21 protein-coding genes and 1 riboswitch are annotated in these 25346 nt (G+C 45.1%); of the genes, 14 read left to right on the forward strand and 7 right to left on the reverse strand.

The genetic code is table 11. The features are described from left to right. From L6H70_RS27735 to galE, 6 genes are all read left to right on the forward strand, one after another. Window positions 1-992 (forward strand): hypothetical protein (locus L6H70_RS27735; RefSeq protein WP_236337422.1); only part of this gene is annotated, 992 nt, incomplete at its 5' end. Continuing rightward, window positions 955-1791 carry a glycosyltransferase family 2 protein gene (locus L6H70_RS27740; RefSeq protein ID WP_236337423.1) on the forward strand — a complete coding sequence of 279 codons (837 nt, stop codon included), beginning with the start codon at window positions 955-957 and terminating at the stop codon, window positions 1789-1791. The genes L6H70_RS27735 and L6H70_RS27740, both read left to right, overlap by 38 nt. Before the next feature lie 68 nt (window positions 1792-1859). Beyond that, complete coding sequence (locus tag L6H70_RS27745; protein ID WP_236337424.1) at window positions 1860-2579, forward strand: glycosyltransferase family 32 protein; 720 nt, start codon at window positions 1860-1862, stop codon at window positions 2577-2579. A 37-nt stretch (window positions 2580-2616) separates the two neighbouring features. After that, window positions 2617-3267 (forward strand): CatB-related O-acetyltransferase, encoded by a 651-nt coding sequence (locus tag L6H70_RS27750; RefSeq protein ID WP_236337425.1) that lies wholly within the window; start codon window positions 2617-2619, stop codon window positions 3265-3267. A 39-nt stretch (window positions 3268-3306) separates the two neighbouring features. Then, on the forward strand, window positions 3307-4830 hold the full coding sequence (gene murJ / locus L6H70_RS27755) for a murein biosynthesis integral membrane protein MurJ (protein ID WP_236337426.1): 1524 nt from the start codon (window positions 3307-3309) through the stop codon (window positions 4828-4830). A 10-nt stretch (window positions 4831-4840) separates the two neighbouring features. Then, a complete protein-coding gene (gene galE / locus L6H70_RS27760; protein ID WP_236337427.1) occupies window positions 4841-5854 on the forward strand; it encodes a UDP-glucose 4-epimerase GalE in 1014 nt (337 codons plus the stop codon). A gap of 1095 nt (window positions 5855-6949) precedes the next feature. Here the strand turns inward: galE and L6H70_RS27765 are convergent. The 3 genes from L6H70_RS27765 to L6H70_RS27775 form a co-directional block, all read right to left on the reverse strand. Beyond that, the gene (locus L6H70_RS27765) at window positions 6950-7138 is read right to left on the reverse strand and encodes a hypothetical protein (RefSeq protein WP_236337428.1); all 189 of its coding nucleotides are present in this window, start codon (window positions 7136-7138) and stop codon (window positions 6950-6952) included. Window positions 7139-7682: 544 nt separating this feature from the next. Beyond that, window positions 7683-8072, reverse strand: a complete 390-nt coding sequence (gene hpt, locus L6H70_RS27770) for a hypoxanthine phosphoribosyltransferase (protein WP_236337430.1) — start codon at window positions 8070-8072, stop codon at window positions 7683-7685. Continuing rightward, window positions 8060-8212, reverse strand: a complete 153-nt coding sequence (locus L6H70_RS27775) for a type I phosphoribosyltransferase (protein ID WP_236337433.1) — start codon at window positions 8210-8212, stop codon at window positions 8060-8062. The genes hpt (L6H70_RS27770) and L6H70_RS27775 overlap by 13 nt, the downstream gene beginning before the upstream one ends. Before the next feature lie 118 nt (window positions 8213-8330). Between L6H70_RS27775 and L6H70_RS27780 the strand changes: the two genes are divergently transcribed. Both L6H70_RS27780 and L6H70_RS27785 read left to right on the forward strand, forming a co-directional pair. After that, window positions 8331-8603 carry a hypothetical protein gene (locus L6H70_RS27780; RefSeq protein WP_236337435.1) on the forward strand — a complete coding sequence of 91 codons (273 nt, stop codon included), beginning with the start codon at window positions 8331-8333 and terminating at the stop codon, window positions 8601-8603. Window positions 8604-9007: 404 nt separating this feature from the next. After that, window positions 9008-14224 carry an S-layer homology domain-containing protein gene (locus tag L6H70_RS27785; RefSeq protein ID WP_236337436.1) on the forward strand — a complete coding sequence of 1739 codons (5217 nt, stop codon included), beginning with the start codon at window positions 9008-9010 and terminating at the stop codon, window positions 14222-14224. Between the two features lie 97 nt (window positions 14225-14321). On the opposite strand, the gene L6H70_RS27790 is transcribed toward L6H70_RS27785, so the two are convergent. The 4 genes from L6H70_RS27790 to L6H70_RS27805 all read right to left on the reverse strand — a co-directional run bounded on the left by L6H70_RS27790 (window position 14322) and on the right by L6H70_RS27805 (window position 17814). Further along, a complete protein-coding gene (locus tag L6H70_RS27790) occupies window positions 14322-14786 on the reverse strand; it encodes a hypothetical protein (RefSeq protein WP_236337437.1) in 465 nt (154 codons plus the stop codon). Between the two features lie 232 nt (window positions 14787-15018). Further along, window positions 15019-15552: a hypoxanthine phosphoribosyltransferase gene (hpt, locus tag L6H70_RS27795; protein ID WP_236337438.1), complete on the reverse strand. Its 534-nt coding sequence runs from the start codon at window positions 15550-15552 to the stop codon at window positions 15019-15021. Between the two features lie 32 nt (window positions 15553-15584). Continuing rightward, on the reverse strand, window positions 15585-17096 hold the full coding sequence (locus L6H70_RS27800; RefSeq protein WP_236337439.1) for an IMP dehydrogenase: 1512 nt from the start codon (window positions 17094-17096) through the stop codon (window positions 15585-15587). A gap of 157 nt (window positions 17097-17253) precedes the next feature. Then, on the reverse strand, window positions 17254-17814 hold the full coding sequence (locus L6H70_RS27805) for a phosphoribosyltransferase (RefSeq protein WP_236337440.1): 561 nt from the start codon (window positions 17812-17814) through the stop codon (window positions 17254-17256). A 122-nt stretch (window positions 17815-17936) separates the two neighbouring features. Next, a riboswitch (purine riboswitch) is annotated at window positions 17937-18039 on the reverse strand. Window positions 18040-18234: 195 nt separating this feature from the next. On the opposite strand from L6H70_RS27805, the gene L6H70_RS27810 reads away from it, so the two are divergent. The 6 genes from L6H70_RS27810 to cobA all read left to right on the forward strand — a co-directional run bounded on the left by L6H70_RS27810 (window position 18235) and on the right by cobA (window position 25248). Further along, complete coding sequence (locus L6H70_RS27810; RefSeq protein WP_236337441.1) at window positions 18235-19113, forward strand: protein phosphatase 2C domain-containing protein; 879 nt, start codon at window positions 18235-18237, stop codon at window positions 19111-19113. Window positions 19114-19309: 196 nt separating this feature from the next. After that, window positions 19310-20701 (forward strand): glutamyl-tRNA reductase, encoded by a 1392-nt coding sequence (gene hemA / locus L6H70_RS27815; protein WP_236337442.1) that lies wholly within the window; start codon window positions 19310-19312, stop codon window positions 20699-20701. A 5-nt stretch (window positions 20702-20706) separates the two neighbouring features. Continuing rightward, window positions 20707-21534 carry a cytochrome c biogenesis protein CcsA gene (gene ccsA, locus L6H70_RS27820; protein WP_236337475.1) on the forward strand — a complete coding sequence of 276 codons (828 nt, stop codon included), beginning with the start codon at window positions 20707-20709 and terminating at the stop codon, window positions 21532-21534. A 5-nt stretch (window positions 21535-21539) separates the two neighbouring features. Further along, window positions 21540-22187, forward strand: coding sequence for a precorrin-2 dehydrogenase/sirohydrochlorin ferrochelatase family protein (locus L6H70_RS27825; protein WP_236337444.1), 648 nt, complete (start codon window positions 21540-21542; stop codon window positions 22185-22187). A 524-nt stretch (window positions 22188-22711) separates the two neighbouring features. Then, entirely contained in the window at window positions 22712-23695 is a 984-nt protein-coding gene (gene hemC / locus L6H70_RS27830; RefSeq protein WP_236337446.1) for a hydroxymethylbilane synthase, read from the forward strand. 5 nt (window positions 23696-23700) lie between these two features. Continuing rightward, the gene (gene cobA / locus L6H70_RS27835; RefSeq protein ID WP_236337447.1) at window positions 23701-25248 is read left to right on the forward strand and encodes a uroporphyrinogen-III C-methyltransferase; all 1548 of its coding nucleotides are present in this window, start codon (window positions 23701-23703) and stop codon (window positions 25246-25248) included. Window positions 25249-25346: the final 98 nt, after the last annotated feature.

Here is a 25346-nt window from a genome sequence, read left to right on the forward strand (position 1 = left end):
TTATTATTGTAGTATATTTATTTACTCTTTTTTCATTTTATTTTGCTGTTGCAAATATATTAAAAGTAGGATTATCTAATATTACTAATAATATGGTTTTGAGAATTCAATTATCTACACTTGGCCCGTTTGCAATAGTTCTTATGTTTCCTTTAGGGGTTTCTACATATTACTGGATAAGGCTAATTGATGGTGATAGAAAGTTTGCTGTTAAATTTAAAACAATACTATTCTCCTTAATGGCTTTTGTTGTTGCTTTTTTCAGAGGTCAAAGGACTGATCTAATATTAATAATATTGTTGCCTTTACTTTACTATTTTTATAAAAAAAGAAAAATCTCCATTTTAGTATTAAGTTTTTTTGGTCTTATCATCTTATCTTCGGTTTATGCTATTTTCTTTAAAGTAACTACAAATAGTTTGGGATTAAATATTAGTGAAGCTGTAAAAGGTGTGCTAAGTGGAGACTTGGATAGAAATTGGACTTATTGGATGAGTGTAGTGAATTCCAATTTTGTTTCAAACAATATTATGAGTGAATCATTTTCAGGATACTTATATACCCTACTTACTTTTATCCCTAGAAGTATAGTTGATTTCAAAGGATATTCTACGGAAACATGGTTTGTTTATTTCATGGGGAACAATGTTTTTTACGAATGGGGGGTAGCGTCACTTGCGAACATAAATTGGGGAATTACATTGAGCGGACTTAGCGAGGGAATTATTAATGCTGGATACATTGGAGGAGTAATTTTCAGTATATTATCAGGATATTTATTAAGAATAATGGATACAATGGTTGCAAAATATAAATATTTAACTTCGTGTATCCCACTGATTTCCTTGCTTTTGTCAGGATATACCTTTTATAACATAATTGTTATTTATTTACCGGTTGTACTAACCTTAGTTGTACTAAATAAAAGAGATATAATAAAAGGGAGTTATCCAAGTGGTGAAAAAAGTATCAATAATTATGGGGATATATAATTGTGAGAAAACCTTGGCAGAAACTTTAGATTCAATTCTTAATCAGTCTTATGGTAATTGGGAACTTATTATGTGCGATGATGGTTCTACTGACAACAGTTTTAAAATAGCTAAGGATTATTCATCAACAGAAAGTAGAATGAAATTATTAATACATCAAAAAAATAATGGACTAGCTAAGACTCTTAATGATTGTCTTGAGTGTGCAACTGGTGAATATATAATGAGACATGACGCTGATGATCTAATGGTTAAAAATAGGATTGAAAAGCAAGTATTATATATGAACCAAAACATATGTGATGCCTGTGGATCAGGGGCATTTATTTTTGATGAATCAGGGATATGGGGACTAAGGCAGCCTAAGGAGATTCAGGACAAGTATAGCATGATAAAAGCAGCTCCATTTATTCATCCTACAGTTATAATGAAAAGAAGTGTTCTGAATGCAGTAGGTGGTTATTCTGATAACAATTTAACAAGAAAAAGATTAGAAGATTATGATCTTTGGATAAAACTATTTGAGAAAGAATTTATACTTCGTAATATACAAGAACCACTTATTTATTTCAGGGAAGACAGAGATTCATATACCCGGAAAAAAAGACTTTTTAGACTTATCGAAATGAAGGCTAGGTTAAATGCATGTAAAAGACTAAAGGTTCCACATATAAAAAGGATTGGTGCTTTCAAACCCTTACTGGTCATGATCCTACCTAAAGGAATCCTAAGAAAACATCATATTAATAAATCAATTGTAAACTTAAAAAATGAGCAAAAACAAATAGAAAAACAATAAAAAGTTTTGGACTAATGTGTCCTTATATTTGGATTTAATAAGTTAATAGTAAAGGATGTCTGATTAGAGTGGGGAAAATACCAAAATTGATTCATTATTGTTGGTTTGGAAGAGGTGAACTTCCTGATTTAGCTAAAAAGTGTATTAAAAGCTGGCAGGAAATACTACCGGATTTTGAGATCAAAGTGTGGAACGAAGACAATTTTGATATTGCATCTAATAACTATGTGAAAGAAGCTTATGATGCTAAAAAATATGCCTTTGTTACAGATTATGTGCGACTATATGCTTTGTTTCATGAAGGTGGTATCTATATGGATACAGATGTAGAGGTGGTTAAACCATTAGATAGTTTTTTAGAACATGAAGCTTTTACAGGATTTCAAACAATCGATGAGTTGCCGACTGGTTTAATAGCATCAGTGTCTGGTAATCATTGGATAAAGGAAAATTTAAATGTGTATAAAGAGAAAAGTTTTTTAAAACAAGATGGAACATTTGATACCACAGCTAATGTATACTCAATTACGAATATTTCAAAAAAAATGGGCTTCAAAGAGGGAAATGATTTTCATTATTTGATGAATGAAGTAGCGGTTTATCCAATAGAGTATTTTTGTGCTAAAGACTTTGCAACTAATAAGTTATATGTAACAGAGAACACATATGCAATTCATCATTTTGCAGGTTCATGGCTTTCACCAAAAGAAAAAATGAAATTAAAATTACGAGGAATTATTGGATCAACAATGTATGAAAAATTTAAAAATGTAATTTTGAATAAATGAACATAACTTTGATAACTTTAGTGAAAGGTGATTATAAATGTTTTTTAATTTCTTCATTCCGGATTTTTTAAAAGAGTACATTTACTTAACTAAGCTAAAAATGAAGTTTCGCAGTTGTAAAATTTATTCTTTTAGAATAGCAAAGAATGTGGAGATGGGGAAATCTGTTATTATTATGAATAATGCTGTAGTTCATAAAAACTGTAAAATTTCTGATTATAGTTATATCAATTCTAATACATTCTTGGGATATGCTGAAATTGGAAAATTTAGTTCTGTGGGATGTAATTGTCAGATTGGTGTACCAATACATCCTAGTAACTACATAAGTACCTCTCCGTTTACCTATGGACCTAATAATTTATTTGATGTGCCATCCTTTTATGAAGAATTTCAAACAAAAACAATAATAGGCAACGATTGTTGGATAGGGAGTAATGTTGTTATTATGCAAGGTGTTAGAATTGGGGATGGAGCTATCGTTGGGGCAGGATCAGTAGTAACTAAGGATGTTCCACCTTATAGTGTTGTTGCTGGTATCCCTAGCAAATTTATAAAATTGAGGTTTAATCAAGAAAAGATTGATGCTTTAATGGATCTTAAATGGTGGGAAAAGGATATAGAAAAAATAAAAGAATATAAACATTTATTTATAAGTGGGGATAAATGGTATTTTAATATGAAGTAGTACCTATACATTTTGCAATTAATATTAGGCAGGTAGATCATGAAGAAAACTGCATTATATTTGGTGATAATTACCGTATTTTCAAACATTCTTGGTTTTTTGCGAGATATTGTTCTCTCATATTTTTATGGAACCTCTGGGGTAAGTGATGCCTATTTAATTTCATTAACTATACCTGGAATTATTTTTACTTTTATAGGTGTGGGGCTTAGTACTATATTTATCCCAGTATACAGTAGTGCATTAAATGAAAAAGATCAAATTTCAGCAGATAAATTTATGAATAATACTATCAATTTTTTGTTAATAGCGTGTAGTGTTATTGTTGTGATAGGTTTAGTATTTGCTGAAGAAAGTGTAAAACTATTTGCCTCGGGTTTTAAAGGTGATACTTTAAAGTTAGCTGTTTCTTTTACTAAGATAAGTATATTTGGAATTTATTTTTCTGGATTAATATACATCTTAAGTGGCTACTTGCAAATTAAAAATAAATTTATCATTACTGCTACTATGGGATTGCCCTTTAATATTGTAGGTATACTTTTTATATACTTAGGCCACAAGTATAATATTATGTTTCTTTCTGTTGGTAGTATCGCTTCAGTGGCCATCCAATTCCTTTGCTTGCTTTATTTTGCAAAGAAGCAAGGGTTTAAATATGAAACTAGTTTAAATAAAAATGATGAATATTTCAAAAAAATGTTGAATTTATCTATCCCTGTTATATTGGGGGTATCTGTAAATCAAATAAATTCTTTAGTTGATCAAATGATAGCTTCAAACTTAGGTTCTGGCGGTATATCTGCACTTAATTATGCAAATAAAATTAATTTGTCTATTAACACTATTTTTGTAATGTCAGTAGTAACTATACTGTATCCTAAAATTTCAAAACTAGCCGCTGAAAAAAAAGTTGAAGAATTAAAAAAATCAGCAACAGAGACTATAAATATTGTAATAATATTAATCATACCTATTACTATGGGAGTATTAGTTTTTTCTAATCAAATAATAACTTTGTTATTTGGTAGAGGAGCTTTTGATAGCTTCGCAATTAATATGACTTCAAAAGTATTAATATATTTTTCAATTGGATTAATTGGAATTGGATTAAGAGAAGTTTTATCAAGAGTCTTTTACTCCATGCAAGATACTAAAACACCTATGATAAATGCTGCTATTGGATTAGGTTTAAATATCATCTTAAATATTATACTATCAAAATATTTAGGTATTGGTGGATTAGCATTAGCCACGAGCATTTCAGCAATTTTCACATCAATTCTATTATTCATAAATCTGACTAAAAAAATTGGGGATTTTGCCTATAAAGAAATGTTAAGTGTTTTTTCTAAAACGTTTGTTTCATCTGTAATAATGTCATTGGGTTCCCAACTCATTTTTACGTTTGTATCATCTAAGATTAATTTGAATATATATTTGTTTATATCAATCTTTTTTGCAATCGTAATATATTCAGTTTTAATTTATATAATGAGAATTGATATTGTAATAAAATTTACTAAAAATTGGAAATTAAAGTTAAAAATGCGAAAGGTGTGATATATAATATATGGCAATATTAGTAACGGGCGGAACAGGTTATATCGGTAGTCATACAATTATCGAATTGCTTAACGAGGGCCACGACGTTGTAATTGTCGATAATTTGAGCAACAGCAAAATAGAAGTACTACAACGAATAAAGCAGATTACTAGTAAAGATTTTAAGTTTCACGAGGTTGATATTCTTTGTAAAGAGGCCCTTGAAGAAATTTTTATAGAGAATTCCATTGATGCAGTTATTCATTTCGCTGGCCTTAAAGCTGTGGCAGAATCTGTTGTAAAGCCACTTTTTTATTATGACAACAACATTACTGGTACATTAGTTCTTTGTGAGTTAATGGAGAAATATAACGTAAAAAAAATGGTTTTTAGCTCATCTGCAACAGTCTATAGAGCAAGTAATTCTCCTCTAACAGAAGATTCGGAATTAGGAGCAACAAATCCCTATGGTAACACCAAACTAATGATTGAACAAATATTACGGGATCTATGTATTTCTAATAGTTCATGGGGAGTTACAATCCTTAGATATTTTAACCCAATAGGAGCTCATGAAAGTGGTTTAGTTGGTGAAGATTCAGTTGGTATTCCCAATAATTTAATGCCCTATATAACACAAGTTGCAGTAGGTAAGAGAGAGCAATTAAATATCTATGGTAATGATTATAATACATATGATGGTACTGGTATTAGGGATTATATTCATGTTGTAGATCTTGCTAAAGGACATCTAAGAGCCCTTAATAAAATCTTTGATGAAGAAAAAGTTAATGTATATAATTTAGGTACAGGAAAAGGATATAGTGTTTTAGAAGTAGTACATAAATTCTCTAAATCTACAGGTATTGATATACCATATACATTCTGTAATAGAAGACCTGGGGATGTTGAGGTTTGTTATGCAGATTCTTCAAAAGCCTTTAAAGAATTAGGATGGAAATCTGAACGGGACTTAGAGGAGATGTGTAAGGATGCTTGGAGATGGCAAACGTTAAATCCGTATGGTTATACAGAGAAATAGACTTAATAATTTAAGGTTAAGATATTTATACTTTGTCTTTAGAATAATTTCTGGTTCACTAAATACTTTTCTTCTTATTTATCTAGTTAATCTATTTAGAGGTCTCGGTTAAATTTCAAAAAATGTCTTTATCTTTTTGGATTTTATAGAGGAATTATGGCCAATAGGTATGTGTTTCTCCTATGGCATCACCAGTACAGATGCGGTTATTTCGAGTTGAATGAGAACTCGTCTGGATTAGTTTTGATTGCTAAGTTGTCAAGATGTTGAAACCAAATGGATGCCTATAGACTCTGCCTTTTGGTTGTTTGAATTGTAAATTTCTCCAGATATCTAAGCGTTTTCGAAGTTGAACCATGAAATGTTCAGAAGTTTTAGTGGTATCATCTACGATTTGTAGGACGTGCAAGCATTGGCATTCCGTAACTATGATTAACATATATAAAGTTAGAATTTCCTCCCATGGAAAAAGAAAAAAAAGGATTTCTTAATAAACCTTACCGTATTCTCCTTAATCCTGAGCATCGTGTACAGTGTAATTGTAGCCAATGTAGGTAACTCTTTAGTATTCGCAACTCCGTATGTAGTGGTTCGGGGGATGCTGTTGTATTTATACTGTTTTTTCTCATTTTGTATATGTCTCATATTGTGCTTAGTCTGTTGCATTACCTTAATTTTTAGAATGCAGCATGGAAGCTTTCCACTAAATGATAATTTAAATATTGTAGTAGAAGCTATAATTATCATCCTGTACTTTTATTTCAATGATCCGATCGTGTTATTCTTACTTGTTACACCGGTGGTCTTCTATTTTTTCTCAGGGGAAACCGTTCGGATCCTAAAAGCCAGACCATATTTATCACTAACATTAGGCCTTGCTCCATGCAGGATTCGTTAATCAATGGGCGAATACTGACGTGCAGGGCCTGTTAAATTTTCTTAAAGCTGTGCTTCCTATTCAATATCCTCCGAACCCCCGCTCCCCTCCACCACCGCCTTCTGTAGTATATGCATATTTCATTTCACCTGACGGGCCGGGCTCCTTGCCGATATATTTCAAAAATTTTTTGAGACATGGCTGTCGCTATCCTTTTTCTAATAAACATAATAGGTGGAAGCCCAATTGCTGGTATGTCCTTTGAACGCGTTGATGTAATCCAGCTCCTTGGCAGTCTTAATTCCCGTAAGATCCTGCTGTTCAATTCCTGAATATATATTGTCTTTGCCGCTGCAGCCGCCGACTAACATAGCACTGAGCAGGAGTAGAATAGGTAACCGCTTCAAGGTCATCACCGCTCCTTATATTCCAGGGTAAGAAAGTTTTTTGTCAATCATGCTCTCCAGATATATCGTATAATGGATAATTATTTGATTCAATCCGCTCGATCACGGCGTAATAACAGCTAAGAAGGGAGGGTAACTATCTCGTGGGACTATCCTCAAAAGTACTGCTGAAAGCTCTGGTGGCTTTAAGTCCGAGTATCATTCTGCTCCTGATCTTAATAGATCAATTTCCGTACACAGGGCTCGGGAGAATTGTTGCACTCCCTATCATTATCCTGATGAACCTGCTGCTCATTGGTTTAGGTTTGTTAGTAATCGGGCGATTACAACTCCGCTACAGGATTGTTCTGTGGGGATTCATAATTATGGTTACTTTGTGTTTTGCTCTGCTAATGTATCCTCAGGAATACGGACCCAGTGTTGCTGAGGAATTGTGGGATAGGTTAGTAGAATGATTTGAAAAAAACGGACACTTCTCCTGCCCAGTCATTCTGAGTGAATGCTGGTGGGAGAGGTGTCCGTTGTTGGTTGGTGCCTGATAGTGTTACTGCTGTTCCTCAGTCTCCACAATCCATACCTCCGGCAGGTTGCGGTACTGTTCGGCATAGTCGAGTCCGTACCCGACGACAAATTCGTCGGGGATCTCGATGCCGCAGTAGTCGATGGGAATATCGGCCAGACGGCGGGAGGGTTTGCTGAGGATGGTGCAGATGGACACGCTTGCCGCTTCGCGGAGGGCGAACAGCTGCCCCAGATGCTGCAGGGTGAGTCCGGAGTCGATCAGATCCTCGACGAGCAGCACATGCTTGCTGCGGATATTAATATCCTGCTTGATTGTTATTACGCCTGAAGTGGTGGAACTGCTGCCGTAGCTGGAGACGGACATATAGTCAATGGCCACGGGGAAGGTGATTTCCCGCATCAGGTCGGCCATGAATACGGCAAGAGCCTTTTCAGGATTCCGATGAGCACGAGCTCTTTTCCTTCATAATCGCGTGAGATGGCCGCGCCCAGCTCCTCCACCCGGCTCTCAAGCTGGGCTTTGCTAACCAGTACCCTGCGAAGTTCCTTCATTACCACTGCTCCTTGTGAATCATCTTCAATGCTCAGGATGTTCGATCCTTCTTCTTTGCATAACATCATGTGCCCCGCTTTCGTAGATGGTGGTCGATGAGACGAGGGCGGTTTTGGCATGCTCATGCATCTGGGGGATGGTCAGCGCGGCGCAGTTGCACATCGTGGATTTAATTTAACTGATGCTGAGGTCCAGTTTGTCTTTGAGTCTGCCAGCATAAGGGATGAAGGAATCCCCACCCTCCTCGAATTCGATCAAAAATACCATATCGATACCATAAATAATAATTTACTTGCTCTATTACAATCTTTACTACACACTACTATTTTTCCAACTATAAAAAATTATCAATTGTATTTATTACTGGAAATAAGTATTACAGTATCATGAAATATTCTTTTTTTAAAAGGTGAATAAACTGTATCCATTTTTGGTTGTTGTTTCTGGAACAGACAATATAGAATTATCTATGTTTATTAGAATTTCTTACTTATATAACACATTCGGAAATTACTGGAACTACACCATTCATAAAATCCAGAAATTTCGACATTTTACTGAAAGTATTATCCTGGAAGTAGTTCTATTTCGTTTCCTATTAAGGAATTAACAGACACAACCGATGAAATATATGTAGTATCCATACTAGATGTCTTTTTTATGGGGCTTAGTTGTGAAAGGAGTTGGGATCGTAGGGTTTTGACTTGTAAGAAAGATATGAATTCACTGGGAGTAGGAGATGAGTTATGTATTCAAAGAGATTTCGAATGGCGGTTTCTGTAATTTTAGTACTATTGTTATCTTTCATTAATGTACTTGGGGTGTCTGCTGCTTCACTTAAAGCGGGGATAGCATCCAATGAACTCTCGCAAGATGGCAAGCAAAAGATTACAGTCAACAGTGTAGTAGACGTCACTTATAAAGACCTAAAAGTTCTGCAAGAGGTTCAGTTTATCCTTACGAAGGGTGATACCGAAATTGCACGCCAGGTGAAGCCTAAAAGCGAGGCGAAGCTTACGGTACTGGATGCTGTATACACTTCCCTTGAGTATAGCAGCATTCCTTTTGAAGGATTGACAGCCGGTGAAGAGTATTCCCTGCGGGCAGAGTTTGCAGGTGAGCAAGGTACGATTGTTACCCTGCCACAGATCATACGGGTACCCTCAACAACGGGGATAAACATTGCTGTGGAAGTAATGGCCAAGGATTCTAATACATATGTAAGCGCAACTAATGGAGAGATACGCAGTGATGATAAGAATGTAAGAGTGACCATCAGCAATAATGGTGTTCCGCTAGCGAACGAGACGGTTGCTATTTGGATGAATTATTCCTCTTACAACTTCACAACGGATGCAAATGGACAGATTCAGTTGAAGGATAAAATAAGCTCTATCCTTAATACTCCTGTTCTGTTTGTATTGTTGAAACAGGGAACCGATCAATATGAAGCTAAACCCATCTATGTAACCGATCTCCAGCAGGCAGGAACATACACTGTTGCTATTCGTTACTTGGATGCAGCTGGCAAGCAGCTGCGTAACTATAATTCCAACACTTCTTGGCCAAACGGAATTGTTAACCGCTATGGCGTTTCGGGAATAGATGTGCTGGTGCTGAAAACGGGTGAAGTATCAGGAAATTATACAGGATACGTTACTTCGGACACTGGAACGTATTTATTCCAGACGGGGCAAGCGGCATTGTATTCCTCGGTTAGCGGGGTTCACAAGGAGATTATTGAGGCTGGCAGCGATTATAGCCGTCTGAGCCTACACTACACCTGGGATAATAAGCCGGTGCAGCTGGAATCTTATTCGGTCATTGATAACAACCAGTATAAACAGATTAATGGTGGATACAACAATAAAAAGTTAACTTCACCTGCTGTTTATGTCAAAAAGAATAAAGAATATGAAATCACTGCCATCGGCACCGTTCAGGGTGTAGACGGCAAGGTGGTCTTCCGTAATAGGGTTAAGCCGACGGAAGCTGCGGTTGAAGTAACAACGGCTGCGAACCCTGCTGATTATAGTGCCTTGAAGCTTCAGGTGCCTCAGCAGAGCGCAGGTGTAGGCCAAGTGCTGGTGTCTTATCTCAATGACAAGCTCAATTATAGCCAGATCAGTACCACTCTTCCTGCGGGCAGCGGTACGTTGTATGTGCGGAAAGGTGAAGAAATACATCGTCTGACTGCCACTGTCGCGTCAGCTGCTACCAGCCAGAGTAACAGTGCGAATCAGATTGTACTGAAAGCATTCTTTAATCCGTCTGAGAGTGAATATACGCTGAAGGGCGGCAGCATCTATACAACCGCGATTAACGTCGTGGTACCGGACACGTCTTACTATGGCGAAGATGAACTGCGGAATCAGGTTGTACTGGGTGAAAGTGTCCAGAACCAGGTTGTTATGACAGATGAATACGGCAATATTATCGATCTGAACGGCAGCTACAGGTTCTCGATTGTGGATGAGAGCGGCACAGTCTTAGCGAATGATTCGCTGTCTTGGACGACCAGGGAGAAGGACGGCCATCTGGAGCGCATTAATATGCGGGACTGGAAGCCTGTTACTGCAGGGACTTATAAAGTTCAATTCGCACCTTCTACCTACGTTAACGGTCAGTATGTCAATGGAGAAGTGCTGGCTGAGGCAGAACTAACGGTTTTGCCAAAGAATGAGTTTGATGTAGAGATCAGAGGCATGGACGGGAAATTGGTTGACCTGGTGGAGAAGCCTTATTTAACTGTTGATCAGGCACAAAATGTAACCATTACTGTGCGTCAGCATGTCACTGGCGGACAAGGTGAACTGCAGGCTGGTGTAGAAATCAGCCGTTATGGTCAAGCGCTAGGAGTTACGGATGCTCAAGGGAAGTTCACGATACCTTCAGATCAGACCTATTATATCGGTGAACTCATGTTCAAGAAACCGGGCTTCTTATTCAAAAAAGTCAAGGCAGCGGTAATTAATCCGCAGACCCAGGCGGTAATCCGCGTTCGCGGGTTGGACAAGGCTGAAGGAAGCAGCTATGCTGGAGGCGTCCCACTCGATTATGCCAGCGTTCAAGCCGTTGTTAAGAGTAAGGATGGTTCCTACCAAGCAGATTCTTACTTCATTAATACTTCAGAAGCACAAGCCATTCTGGTTGTGGATTCACCTTCTGTAGTGGGTATTGACTTCATCCGCTACAACCGGAGTTATACGGGAGTAGAATCTAAATATGGCTACTATATGTACGGTTCTGTCCGGACGGAGCCTGGTAAGGATTACTCGCTCGTGCTGGATGCAAGACAGGATCTGCAGGAAGTAAGTAAAGTGTTATTAGATAGACCTGCAGAGGATTTATCTGTTGTAAGAGCTGACTTGGCAGGAGCAGACAACGTTCCTTTTGTTATCGACAGCAATGCAGTGAAAGAGAATTATTTCTACGCAACGCAGGGGACTTATAGTATGCTTGCGCAAACAGCATCGGACACCTTTATCTATCGTGACGGCGTTGTTATTGGAGCGGGAGATAATACACTTACGCTTGATGATTCTGCTTCTGGGCTGGCTACCTTGCTTGCACCGGAATCCGGAACGATTTACAGCGTTGAATATTCAACACCGAATCAATCGAAGCTTATGAGCTATGCTTATAACGCTGATCAGGTACGACTGACTCCAGGTGATGTAACAGTACAGGTAGACAAAGCTTTTGGTACAATTGAGTATCAGTATGATATTCATTTTGCACCTGGAACGCTGAAGGCTGGTACACTTACTGAGCTTACACCGCAGACCATACAGAGGCTGGACATCGTTGGGCTGAAGGATGGAAAGCTGACACGCCCTGCCGGAGTGAACTGGCTGAAAATCGGACTCGTGGATACAGCCGGTAATCAAATCGGACAGATTAAGAAACCGCAGATTTTGGTAATATCCAATGGTGGCTGGTCTAACGGGTATAAATACGTTACTCCAGAGGCAGCTTCCTATGAAATTCAGGATGAGTCTGGAAAAACACTATACTCAGATTCATCGGTTGGCTATCCGCTGACTGCCTATACCTATAACACTTCAGAGGAGAATTTTAGTTATCTTCCGAACGGGACGTACGTTGTAAAAGCTTCTCTGACGATTGATGGCCAGACTTACACGCTGAATAAGAAGATTGTGCTTGAGACAACTACTGGCACTGTTGTAGATCCGGGTGAAAACTTGCCGGGAACAGATGTAGGTAGTGGAACTGGAAATGGTACTGGTAACGGCAATGGAAGCGGAACTGGAACTGGAACTGGAACTGGAACTGGAACGGCTACTCCATCACCAACTCCAACTGCTGCAAACGTGACCGAGAATGTACAGAACCAGAATAAAAAGCTTGAAGAATTGTTAACGAATAACGCGGGTTCAGCCGCTGATCGGGCCGCGGCAGCACAAACGGCTCTCACAAGCATTGCGGACTCGCTCAAATCTGCTACTACTTCTGCGGAAGCCGAGCAGAATAGCAAGAGCCTCTCCAAGGCTATGGATACGGCAGCAGGGTTGCTCGCAACGATCCAAGACTCTGCAGCGAAGCAGAAGATTGTGGACTCGATTACAGAGCTTGTTGGAAGTGCGCCATATCTGCTTAATAAAATGGATAGCTCCGACAAGGCCGTTTCGCTCGCCCATACGCTTATTGAGAATGCAGCAGCTGTACTCAATAATGTGCAGGGTGTGGCAGCGGAAGACATCCAGAAGCTGAAGAACAGCGTAATCTCCTCAAGCCAGACCGCTCTTAATAAAGCGGGAGAAGTAACGATTGCCAAGGCAAATGTAACAGTGGCAGGTAATACTGTTTCTTCGAAGCTTGATGAGACACTAATCAGCACACAGATCCAATCTGCGAAGCTGGCGCTGTCTGATCTGTCCAAAGATTTGACAAGCAAGCTGGGTTCAGGAAGTGCAGCAGATCTGAAGGTGAGCATCACCGTCAACGTACCTCCGGTAGAAGAAGGAATTCATAAGCTGAATACCTCGCTTCCTTCTGAAATCCTTGCGCTGGTCAAAGAAAATGATGTTGCCGGCTTAAAAATTCAGATGGATCAAACCGCATTCACGCTTGAACCGGATACCTTCGGTACTGTAGAAGCAGGCCAGACGATTAATCTGGCGGCAGAAGTTGTAGAGAATGCTGTAGTAAACAAGCCTAGTCAGGCTGAACCGCTTGCCAGCATTCCTGTGATGGAATTTAGCGCGTCTGTAGGCGGTCAGCAGGTTAAGAGCTTTGCCAAACCTATTGAAGTTACTTTTGATGTATCTTCGATCGATACTTCCAAATATTCCGGGGCTAACCTGGAGAATCTGACGGTGTATCTGCTTAATAATGAGAGTCTTACATGGGAAGCTGTCGGGGGCAAATATGACCCGGTTACTCAGACCGTAACGACCCCAAGAGGACACTTTAGCCGATATACGGTAATGTTGGCCAAAGCTGCCTTCACAGATGTCTCTGCTAATCATTGGGCAGTGCAGGAAATAAATTATTTGTTGAACAAAGGAATTCTGGATCAGAGTTCAGTGTTCCGTCCATCGGACAAAGTTACACGCCAAGAGTTTGCTGCTATGATCGCCCGGGCGTATGGTTTGAGCGGTGAGGGACTGGTTCTGCCGTTCAAGGACATCTCATCATCCAATCCGTATTATGATGAGATTGCCGCTGCTTATACTGCTGGATTGATTACCGGCAAGTCAGCAACTGCTTTTGACCCGAAAGCAACTATCACTCGTGAAGAAATCGCGACGATGCTTGCACGGGCACTCACAACCTATAATGGCAAGCAAGCTGTCTCCCAGCCTGAATCCGTCAATGCAATCTTCACAGATAAGGCTAAAATATCGAAATGGGCAGCAGCAAGCGTAGCATTGACCAAGAGTATCCAATTATTCGAAGGTTTCGAGGATCATAGCTTCCGTCCGGCTCAAACAGCAAGCAAAGCGGAGGCGGCTGCACTTATCTATCGTTTATATCAATTAAAATAGTAGTTGAAGAGGTAATGACATCATAACAAGCAGAGCAGCGATTATTCCGTTACGGGTAACCGCTGCTCTGCTTTTTTCAGGGCTGCCCATAGAATTACTACAGTTCAGGCTCCAGCTCGATGTTCTCCGAACCCCCGCTCCACTCCACATGCATCTTTACAATAGAATCCTGTCCGGCCACTGCACCGGTTCCGCCGCTGCCGCCCAGATTATAGATGACGGACGGTGACTCCGCATCAAATAGGGTCCCGCTCCCGCCACCGCCGCCTTCTGTAGTATATGCGTACTTCATTTCACCAGACGGGCCGGGCTCCTTGCCGATGTATTTCAAAAATACTTTTGAGACATGACTGTCGCTATCCTTTTTCTGATAGACATAATAGGTTGAAGCCCAATTGCCGGTATGTCCTTTGTACGCGTAGATGTAATCCAGCTCCTTGGCAGTCTTAATTCCCGTAAGATCCTGCTGTTCAATTCCTGAATACACATTATCCTTCCCGCTGCAGCCTCCGACTAACATAGCACTGAGCAGGAGTAGAATAGGTAACCGCTTCAAGGTCATCACCGTTCTTTCTTTCCTAAATAGGAAAAGTAGTACGAAATAAGTTCTCCTATTATACCATATAATGGATAATTATTTGATTCAACCAGCAACACTCGGACCATACTTCTGAGGATAGCTATGGGACAGGATCGCAGGAAAATTTGAAAAAACAACGGACACCGCTCCTGCCCAGTCATTCTGAGTGAATGCTGGCGGGAGAGGTGTCCGTTGTCTTTGGCGGTGCCTGGTGCTACTGCTGTTCCTCAGTCTCCACAATCCATACCTCCGGCAGGTTGCGGTACTGTTCGGCATAGTCGAGGCCGTAGCCGACGACAAATTCATCGGGGATCTCGATGCCGCAGTAGTCGATGGGAATATCGGCCAGACGGCGGGAGGGTTTGCTGAGGATGGTGCAGATCGACACGCTTGCTGCTTCACGGAGGGCGAACAGCTGCCCCAGATGCTGCAGGGTTAGCCCGGTGTCGATCAGATCCTCGACGAGCAGCACATGTTTGCCGCGAATGTCGGTGTTAATGTCCTGCTTAATCGTAATTACCCCTGATGTAGTGGAGCTGCTGCCGTAGCTGGAGACGGACATATAATCAATGGCAACGGGGAAGCTGATTTCCCGCATTAGGTCGGCCATGAATACGGCGGCGCCTTTCAGAATGCCAATGAGGACGAGCTCTTTTCCTTCATAATCGCGTGAGATGGCGGCTCCCAGCTCCTTCACCCGGCTCTCAAGCTGGGCTCTGCTTACCAGTACCTTGCGAAGTTCTTTCATAACCACTGCTCCTTGTGAATCAAAATCAATGCTCAGGATGTTCGATCCTTCTCCTTAAGCATAACATCATGTGCCCCGCCTTCGTAAATAGTTGTTGAAGAGACTAGGGTGATTTTGGCATGCTCCTGCAGCTGGGGAATGGTCAGCGCGCCGCAGTTGCACATGGTCGATTTGATTTTACTGATGCTGAGGTCCAGGTTGTCTTTGAGTCTGCCGGCATAAGGAATGAAGGAATCCACACCTTCTTCGAATTCAAGCTTGCTCTCCTTGTCGGCGTTGCCGAAGTCGTATCTTTGCCAGTTGCGGGCCCGGCTGGAGCCTTCGCCCCAATATTCTTTGACGAAGTTCCCGCCGACGAGCAGCTTGCGGCCTGGGCTCTCGTCGAATCTGGCAAAATAACGGCCTAGCATAACGAAGTCAGCGCCCATAGCCAGGGCCAGCACGATATGGTAGTCATGGACGATGCCGCCGTCGGAGCAGATCGGGACATAGATGCCTGTTTGCTCATAATATTCCTGGCGGGCTGCCGCCACCTCAATGACGGAGGAGGCCTGGCCGCGGCCGATGCCTTTTTGTTCTCGTGTAATGCAGATCGAGCCGCCGCCGATGCCGACCTTGATGAAGTCTGCCCCGGCTTCCACCAGGTAGAGGAACCCTTCTTTGTCGACGACATTGCCGGCCCCAACCTTCACCGTCTCCCCAAAAGTTTCCTTTATATAATGGATCGTCTCCGCCTGCCATTCGGAATAACCGTCGGAGGAATCAATGCAGAGCACATCTGCTCCCGCTTCGACCAGCGCTGGTACCCGTTCCTTGTAATCCCGGGAGTTGATGCCTGCGCCGACGATCAGCTGCTTGTTGCTGTCATGCAGCTCCAGCGGATATTCCTGGTGGCTGTCATAGTCCTTCCGGAAGACCAGATGCACCAGATGTCCGCTGCTGTTCACAATCGGCAGGCAGTTCAGCTTATGATCCCAGATCATATCATTGGCTTCAGTTAGTGTAATCCCCTCTTGGGCGTAGATCAAGGCGGACAGCGGTGTCATGAATTCGGTAATCGGGCATTCCTGGGGCAGGCGGTTCTCGCGGTAGTCGCGGCTGGTTACGATGCCCATAAGCTTGCCGGTCGGCTCCCCGTTATCTGTGATGGCGATGGTGGAATGGCCGCTGCGCGCCTTGAGGGCCAGCACATCCTTCAGTGTATCCTCCGGACGCAGATTGGAGTCGCTCAGGACAAAACCGGCTTTGAACTTCTTGACCCTGCGGACCATCTCCACCTGCTGCTCCACGGATTGGGAGCCGTAGATGAAGGAGATGCCGCCGCTTTTGGCTAAGGCTATAGCCATATTATGGTCGGAAACCGCCTGCATTACCGCAGAGGTAACCGGTAGGTTCATTGTCAGCGCCGGAGTCTCGCCGCGCCGGAATTTGGTCACAGGGGTTCTGAGATCTACATTCCCGGGAATGCATTCTTTGGTCGTCAGGTTCGGAACGAGCAGGAACTCGCTGAACGTTCTGGACGGCTGATCATAATAGTAAGCCATGGTTGTTCACTCCTTAAAAGTTTTGTAAGCTGAGCTACTTGAATTCACTTCGTACAAAACTGGCATCGGAAGCATAAACTTAAGTTTTGTAAGCTGAGCTACTTGAGTTCACTGAGTTTTGTGAGTATCCGTAAGGATCTGTCTTGCACCCGCCTGCTTACACCTTGGACAGCACCCGCACCGGGATTCCATAGTCCGCTTCCAGCTGTTTGTAGTGCTCACCTTTGGCCAGAATACCCTGCACCCCGACGAGCTCCACCCCCATATCCGCCATTTGCTGGGCGATGCAGCGGATCGTTGCGCCTGAACTGATCACATCATCAAGAATAAGTACCCGATCTCCGGCCGTAAAACCGTCAAAATAAATATAGTTCTCGTTATAAGCCGTCTCCCGCTTAATGCAAACCTCGTAATTCTCGTACAGCTCGGTGCTGAGGCGTAGAATATTCATCGGCTTCATCAGCTTGTAGGCTGCCAGCATGCCCCAGGTGTGACCGCCCGGCTCGGGCGAAACGATATAATCAAAAGCGGGGAAATGCTCCGTAATGCTGCTGGCCAGATTGTCGGTAATTTCACTGATCAGCTCGGGATCGATATACGTGCCGCGTTCGCCAAAAGGATACAGCTTGAAATCATAGGCGGTGTCTTTATTTTTATAAATCCTCACGTTTTTGGCTTTGCTGATCGATTCGCTGAGTCTTGCATAAGATGCGCTCATCGCCTTCACTCCTTTTGTCTGGATATACAAAACCCCAGAATACAAGAGACACCTGCAGAACAAAGGGTCACCAGAGAAGAGCGGGCACATCAAAGTCTGCGGCTGCTCGGCCTGGAATTCTTCTGTCTTGCGGTATCTCTTGTAGCCTGGGGCAATTTACGGTTGCCTGTAGAAACGCTCAAACCAAATTAATGAGCTTATACAAGAGGTATGCGATTGTGGACTTCATGTCAGGAATCATAACCTTGATCATTTTGTTATATGCTATCACCCGCAATAAAGTGTGTCAATCCTTGAATTTGTGTTATAAAATATAACATAAGAGAGGGGCGAGTATTAATTTACCCGGAAAGAAGGGGAATTGAGTATTTTGCGAAATATATCAATACTGGATTCCTGATACAGAAAGGGTTGAGAGCTATGGACAGCATGAGCCACTGGAATATGGAGACTTATTCATTACAAGGAGACGGCGAGTGGAATGAGGATGCGCTGGTAGTCAATGAGCCGGCGTGTATCTACGGGGTGGTCGATGGGGCGACTTCGCTTTCACCTTACCGTAATCAGGAGGGATTTACCGGGGGATATTTGGCTGCCCGGCTTGCTGCCGAATATTTTTCAGCTACCTGTCAGCAGCCGTTAGAGCTTGCAGCCATCGAAGCCAACGAGCGTTTACGGGAGGAGATGGAAGCGGAAGGTGTGGATATTACTGATTCTTCTGCACTCTGGTCTGCTGCTTATGTCATCATCAAAGTACATCCATATTCCATAGAATATATACAGTCCGGAGACTGCATGCTGTTGTGCAGGTACAAGGACGGTTCGGTAAGAGTGCTAACCCATACACAGGTAGCTCATATTGATCAGAAGACGCTGAACCGGATGGCAGAGCTGCGCGCAGGAGGGGTAGCAGATCCGGTGGAGCTCCGGAGACTTCTTACTCCAATGCTTCAGGATAACCGCAGAAAGGCTAACACGCTGGAAGGATACGGAGTGATGAACGGCAGTCCGGATTTTCCGCTTTTCCTGGAGAAAGGGACGTTCAACCGGGCGAATGTGGAGAGCCTCTATCTGATTAGTGATGGTCTGTTTACAGGTGCTGGAGGCTGGGAGAGTCTTATTGCCGATATCGATCGCAAAGGGCTTCAGCGCTGCGCAAGTGACATTTATGCTGCTGAACAGGAGGATGCAATGCTGCAGAAATATCCCCGCCTGAAAATATCGGATGATAAAACAGGTCTGGTGCTGCGTTTTATCGGATTCATAAATAATGAAAAAATAACCCATCATAAACCATAGCACTTTTATGGTTTTTTATTTATAATTATTATTATCTGGATGTCATAAATAGTTCAAAGGTTATACAAAAAGTCACATTTTGATGTGATATACTTAACACACGTGATTTGGAGACTTGTGAAAGACGACCCAATTAATCTGATTAAATTGTAACAGTCCTGCACCACTGAATAGAGACTAGGATGGTGAACAAGCGATGCATATTGTCGTCGTTGGCCTGAATTACCGTACGGCTCCCGTTGAGGTGAGAGAGCAGTTCGCTTTTGCAGAGAAGGACTTGCCCGCAGCGCTTCATCAGCTGATGAAGACCAAAAGCGTGCTGGAAGGGGTCATTGTGGCCACCTGCAACCGGACGGAAATTTATGTGGTTATAGACCGGCTTCATATGTGCGGATATTTCATCCGCAGCTTCATGGAGCAGTGGTTTCATGTGAAAAGTGAACAATTTGCGCAACATATGTATATATACGAAGATGAGCAGGCGATTGCCCATCTGTTCCGTGTGACCTGTGGTCTGGATTCAATGGTAATTGGCGAGACGCAGATTCTGGGACAGGTGCGCAATTCTTTTTTGACTGCACAGAGTGAGGGTGTGACCGGAACCTGGTTCAATCAGCTGTTCAAACAGGCGGTGACGCTCGGCAAACGGGCGCACAGCGAGACCTCCATCGGAGAGAGCGCCGTTTCGGTCAGCTATGCGGCTGTCGAGCTGGGCAAGCGTATCTTCGGCATGTTTACCGGTAAAAGAGTGCTGATCCTCGGCGCAGGCAAAATGAGCGAGCTGACGGTGAAGCATCTGTACAGCAGCGGCGCGGCTGAGGTTATTGTCGCCAACCGTACCCTGGCGCGGGCAGTGGAACTGGCGGAGAAGTTCTCCGGGAAGCCGAGTACCATTGATGAAGCCCTGAAGCATCTGGATGATGTTGATATTATTATCAGCTCCACCGGAGCGGAGGGTTATGTACTGACCGCTGATCAGGTGGCTGCCGGTATGAAGCGCCGCCCTTCACGGCCGCTGTTCATGATCGACATTGCTGTTCCGCGTGATATCGACCCGGCGGCCTCGAGCGTCCCGGATGTCTTCCTCTATGATATTGATGATCTGGAGGGCATCGTGGAGAGTAACCTTGAGATGCGCCGCAGCGAAGCCGCGAAGATCGAAGTCATGATCGCAGGCGAGATGGACGAATTCCAGGTATGGCTGAAGACACTTGGTGTCAGACCTGTGATCCGTGCGCTGCAGGACAAATCGAACGGAATATATGAAGAGACGATGGACAGCCTGTTCAACAAGCTGCCTGAGCTGGATGAGCACCAGCGCAAGGTAATCCGCCGTCTGACAAAAAGCATCGTGAACCAGATGATGCATGACCCAATTAACGTCATTAAGGAAATGTCCGGCGGCAGTCAGGGAAATGAAGCTCTGGAGTATTTCACTCAAATCTTCGCCCTGCAGGAGCAGCTTGAAGCCGGTCCGGGCGGAAGCAGTAATGCTCCGGTGCAGCAGAATGACAAGGAACGTGCATCTACCGCTGATTTCAATGTGCCTAAGACCGTCTTTGCTCCGGCAGGCCTGCTGGGCGGGTGAGCAGCATGCAACTGCTGAACGGAATATATGATACTGCTCTGCTGCTATATGCCCTGAGCCTGCTGTTTATTTTCTCGGATTGCCTTCGGCGTAATCCGGGCGGAAAGCGGATAGGCACAGGGTTTCTTGCCGTTGTGGGTGTTCTGCAATCCGGCGGGCTTGCCGTGCGCTTCTCCCAGGAGAGGGGCCTGCCGATTTTTACTCCCTATGACTTCCTGTTCTGGTTTTCCTTCAGTATTGTTTTGACCTCGCTGGCCGTTGCATATACGCGCGGAGGTGAATTCACTATACTGCTGCTTAGCGGAGCCGGCTTCAGTGTGTTTTTGCTGAACCGGGTATGGCTGACGGCGGCGGATCATAGCCTAGAAAGCTGGAGTGCGGTGCATGGCTGGCTGGCGATGCATATTATTTTGGCCAATCTGAGCTTTGGCGCACTGACACTGGGGACAGTATTTGCGATAATGTACCTGTTCCTGCACACGAAGCTCAAAAATAAAAAGTGGGATGACCGGATCCGCCGCCTGCCGAGTCTCGAAACGATGGACAAATATTCGTATTCTGCGATCCTTGCCGGAGTGCCGCTGCTGATCATCTCCCTGCTGCTGGCTGCTACGTCGATTATCGCTGAGGGGCGGACACCGCTGTTTCAGGATACCAAGGTACTGACGACACTGCTCGGGCTGGGGGTATATGTTATTTATATTGTCCTTAAACGGTCCGGACGGAGAAGCGGCACTATTATGGCCCGCTGGGCCATATCGGGCTACGCCTTCATTATCCTCAACTTCCTGCTGAATTCGTTATCTGAATTTCATGGCTGGGGCGGGAGGTGAGCGGGATGAGTCATTATATGCCTGTTATGCTGGATCTCAGGGGACAGAAGGTAATTGTTATCGGCGGTGGAACTGTAGCGGAGCGCAGGGTGCTGGCGCTCCTTGATGCGGAGGCGGCTGTCGTTGTTGTCAGCCCCTCACTGAGTGGGGCACTTAGCATACTCGCTGAGGCCGGCAGGCTGAACTGGTTGAACCGCAGCTATGCACCCGGTGATCTCCGGGGGGCTTTTTTGGTATATGCCGCGAGTAGTGATGACGCGGTGAATGAGCAAGTGGCTGCGGAGGCTCGTTCGCTTGGACTTCCGGTGAATGTAGCCAGCCGGGCCGAGGCGGGGAATTTCATCACACCCGGCGTTTTGCGCCGGGGAAGGCTGACTGTAGCCGTCTCGACTTCAGGCGCAGGGCCGTCTGCTGCGGCCAGGATTACGGAGCAGCTGAGCGAGGTGTTGGGTGAAGAATACGAACCGTACCTGGATTTTTTGCATCAGCTGCGCACCGAGATCAAGCGGCGCGAGCCCTCGGCTGAGGTGCGGGGGCGGCTTCTGCGCAGGCTTAGCCGGCTGGACGTGTTGAATGAGATGCGGCAGGGCACCTTTATAGAGTGGACTCCGCAGGATGTGGAGGCGTGGATCGCCGGGAACCGGGGCGATTAGTGCCGGGTAGTGGCCATGGCGGAACCGGCATAACGGATTTTAAGGAAATTGTTGTAGAGCTAAGTGGAATTACTCCACCTAATTCTCAGTTCAACCTTGGAATCATAGTGCTAGTGGGAATAACTCCACTTAAATGTATCGAAATTGAGCCCCGATCGATGTATGGACCGAATTAGGTGGAGGTTTTCCAACTAATCCTCGTAAATATCGGAATATGATGGGATTAGATGGAGCAAATCCAATTAATTATTGGATAATATTTTTTTTTGAAACAAGCTATGCCATGCAGCCCTCTGGTTTGCGGCATTTACACCCTTATTAAATAATTAACAGCACTGCAATCTCTATGATTACTGTGAGAGGTAACTCCATACCGGACAGCTGCAGGCAGATAGTGTGGATAGTTAGAAGCAGCTGCTCATAGCAGGCAGACGGATGAACGGCAGGCATGCCCCGGATTGGATAAGAGTACAATGATTGGGAGAGCAGTAAGACAGAGCGATGTTACCGGGAGGAATGAGAGAATGCGTAAAATTATTGTAGGCAGCAGACAAAGCGCTCTGGCGCTGACCCAGACAGGGCATGTCATTGATGATCTTACACGGTTAAGTGCGGAGCATGGCTTCGATTTCACCTTTGAGGTGCACAAAATCGTAACCAAGGGCGACCGTATTCTGGATGTGACCTTATCCAAAGTAGGCGGCAAGGGTCTGTTCGTGAAGGAAATTGAGCAGGCGATGCTGGCCCGTGAAATCGATATGGCTGTACATAGTATGAAGGATATGCCTTCCGAATTGCCGGAGGGCTTAATGAATGGCGCTGTTCCGAAGCGGGTGGATCCGCGGGACTGTCTGATTGCTTCGGGGGGATCGAGCCTGGAGGAGCTGCCGCAGGGCGCGCGTGTGGGCACAAGCAGTCTGCGCCGCTCCAGCCAGCTGGCTGCCCTGCGGCCGGATCTTGTGATTGAGCCTGTGCGCGGCAATATCGACTCACGGCTGAAGAAGCTGGAAAGCGGCGAATACGATGCGATTCTGCTGGCTGCCGCCGGACTGACGCGGATGGGCTGGCAGGATCGGGTAAGTGCCTACCTGGCACCTGAGGTGTGTCTGCCCGCGGTAGGTCAAGGCGCGCTCGGTATTGAGTGCCGTGAGGATGATGCGGAGCTGCGGAAGCTGCTTGCACTCTACAATGATGAGCAGACGGCACTGACGGTTGCGGCGGAACGGACCTTCCTGGGCGCGTTGAACGGCGGCTGCCAGGTACCGATCGGCGCTTACGCTGTGCTCGGTGCGGGCGGAGCTGCACCTCTGGAAGCTGCGGGAACAGAGCGGACAGCTGAAACTAAGGGGCAAGTCATTACACTGACCGGTATGGTCGGAACACCGGACGGCTCTGTAATCCTTAAGGAAACATGCAGCGGCGAAGACCCGGTGCAGCTTGGTGAAGAGGTAGCCCGCAAGCTGATTGCCAGGGGTGCGGAGAAGATTTTGGCGGATGTAAGGGGATGATAGAGATGACGGGGAAAGTATATCTGGTAGGTGCAGGCCCGGGAGATGCGAAGCTGATCACAGTGAAGGGCTTGGAGTGTATTCAAAAGGCGGATGTGTTGGTCTATGACCGGCTCGCAAGCCCGAGGCTGCTGAAACATATGAAACCCGGCGGTCAAAAAATTTACGTGGGCAAATTGCCTGACCGCCATACCATGAAGCAGGAGGAGATCAACCAGCTGCTGGTTGATCTGGCGCTTGAAGGGAAGACGGTAGTGCGGCTTAAGGGCGGAGACCCGACGATTTTTGGCCGGGTGGGTGAAGAAGCGGAGCTGCTGCGGCGGCATGGCATCTACTATGAGATTGTACCTGGCATCACGTCGGCGATCAGCGTGCCGGCGTATGCCGGCATACCGGTGACACACCGGGATTACGCCTCCTCCCTGTCGATTATCACCGGTCATGAGAGCCCGGATAAGCTGGATCGTTCCATTCACTGGGATAAAGTCACGAATGCTACGGGAACCCTGGTATTCCTGATGGGCGTAGCCAAGATCGGCTACATCAGCGACCAGCTGATCAAGCATGGGCGTCCGCCGGAGACGCCGGTGGCGCTGGTCCGCTGGGGCACGCGCGCCGATCAGGAGACGCTTGTGGGCACGCTCGCCGACATAGAGGACAAGGTCAAGGCGGCTGATTTCCAGCCGCCGGCGGTGATCGTCGTCGGCGATGTGGTGCTGCAGCGCAAGCAGCTGCAGTGGGTAGAGGCGCTGCCGCTGTTCGGCAAGCGCATCGTCGTGACCCGCGCCCGCAGCCAGGCCAGCGAGCTGGTGGACCGCATTGAGGAGCTCGGCGGGGAACCCTACGAGTTCCCGGTCATTGAGACGGTCATGCAGGAAAACGCAGAGAAGAAAGCCGCCATTGCTTCCGCGCTGGGAGCGCTGGAAGCTTATGATTGGGTTTTCTTCACGAGCGCGAACGGCGTGGAGTTCTTTTGGCGCCACCTGGCGGAGCTCAAGGTGGACATCCGCGGCCTGCACCGCGCGAAGATCGGCGCGGTGGGGCCGGCCACAGCCGCGGCGCTGGCGGAGCGCGGGCTGATGGCCGAGGAGCTGCCCGCCCGCTTCCAGGCGGAAGGGCTGCTCGAAGCCTTTGGCCCGCGGCTTGAGCCGGGGCAGAAGGTGCTTCTGCCACGCGGTGATCTGGCGCGCGAGTGGCTGCCGGACAAGCTGAGGGAACTGGGGCTGGAAGTGACCGAAGTGGACACCTACGAGACGGTGGTGACCGGCGAGGATGATATTGAACTGATCAGGCTGCTGGAGGAGAAGCGGATTCATGCGATTACCTTTACCAGCTCTTCGACAGTACGTAATTTTATCAGCATCCTGGAGCGCATGGGGCTGGAAGATCCGCTTCAGCTGCTGGCAGGAGTCACGATTGCCTGTATCGGTCCGGTAACGGAAGAAACCGCAGTTGAGGCGGGCCTGACCCCGGGGCTGCTTCCGGAAGAAGCGACGATTGAAGGGCTGGTGCAGGAGCTGTGCCGCTGGAATGAGTCGACCAGACTACGGTAGAGACAGGTCATTTGGTTGCTGTGATCCGGGAGCACTTTGTGGGTAAGCATTAACAGCGCAGATTGTTTCCGGATTGTGTTTACATAACTACTAAACAG

The sequence above is a fragment of the Paenibacillus auburnensis genome (assembly GCF_927798115.1).
Lineage (GTDB): Bacteria > Bacillota > Bacilli > Paenibacillales > Paenibacillaceae > Paenibacillus_AQ > Paenibacillus_AQ auburnensis.

Excerpts from the sequence above, each read along its gene's own strand:
- L6H70_RS27810 (WP_236337441.1), top strand. The coding sequence starts at position 18,235 with ATGGACAGCATGAGCCACTGGAATATGGAGACTTATTCATTACAAGGA.
- L6H70_RS27775 (WP_236337433.1), bottom strand. The coding sequence starts at position 8,212 with ATGAAGGAACTTCGCAGGGTACTGGTTAGCAAAGCCCAGCTTGAGAGC.
- L6H70_RS27800 (WP_236337439.1), bottom strand. The coding sequence starts at position 17,096 with ATGGCTTACTATTATGATCAGCCGTCCAGAACGTTCAGCGAGTTCCTG.
- L6H70_RS27780 (WP_236337435.1), top strand. The coding sequence starts at position 8,331 with ATGCTCATGCATCTGGGGGATGGTCAGCGCGGCGCAGTTGCACATCGT.
- ccsA (WP_236337475.1), top strand. The coding sequence starts at position 20,707 with ATGCAACTGCTGAACGGAATATATGATACTGCTCTGCTGCTATATGCC.
- hemC (WP_236337446.1), top strand. The coding sequence starts at position 22,712 with ATGCGTAAAATTATTGTAGGCAGCAGACAAAGCGCTCTGGCGCTGACC.
- cobA (WP_236337447.1), top strand. The coding sequence starts at position 23,701 with ATGACGGGGAAAGTATATCTGGTAGGTGCAGGCCCGGGAGATGCGAAG.
- hpt (WP_236337430.1), bottom strand. The coding sequence starts at position 8,072 with ATGGCCGACCTGATGCGGGAAATCACCTTCCCCGTGGCCATTGACTAT.
- hpt (WP_236337438.1), bottom strand. The coding sequence starts at position 15,552 with ATGAAAGAACTTCGCAAGGTACTGGTAAGCAGAGCCCAGCTTGAGAGC.
- L6H70_RS27790 (WP_236337437.1), bottom strand. The coding sequence starts at position 14,786 with ATGACCTTGAAGCGGTTACCTATTCTACTCCTGCTCAGTGCTATGTTA.
- galE (WP_236337427.1), top strand. The coding sequence starts at position 4,841 with ATGGCAATATTAGTAACGGGCGGAACAGGTTATATCGGTAGTCATACA.
- murJ (WP_236337426.1), top strand. The coding sequence starts at position 3,307 with ATGAAGAAAACTGCATTATATTTGGTGATAATTACCGTATTTTCAAAC.
- L6H70_RS27750 (WP_236337425.1), top strand. The coding sequence starts at position 2,617 with ATGTTTTTTAATTTCTTCATTCCGGATTTTTTAAAAGAGTACATTTAC.
- hemA (WP_236337442.1), top strand. The coding sequence starts at position 19,310 with ATGCATATTGTCGTCGTTGGCCTGAATTACCGTACGGCTCCCGTTGAG.
- L6H70_RS27825 (WP_236337444.1), top strand. The coding sequence starts at position 21,540 with ATGAGTCATTATATGCCTGTTATGCTGGATCTCAGGGGACAGAAGGTA.
- L6H70_RS27805 (WP_236337440.1), bottom strand. The coding sequence starts at position 17,814 with ATGAGCGCATCTTATGCAAGACTCAGCGAATCGATCAGCAAAGCCAAA.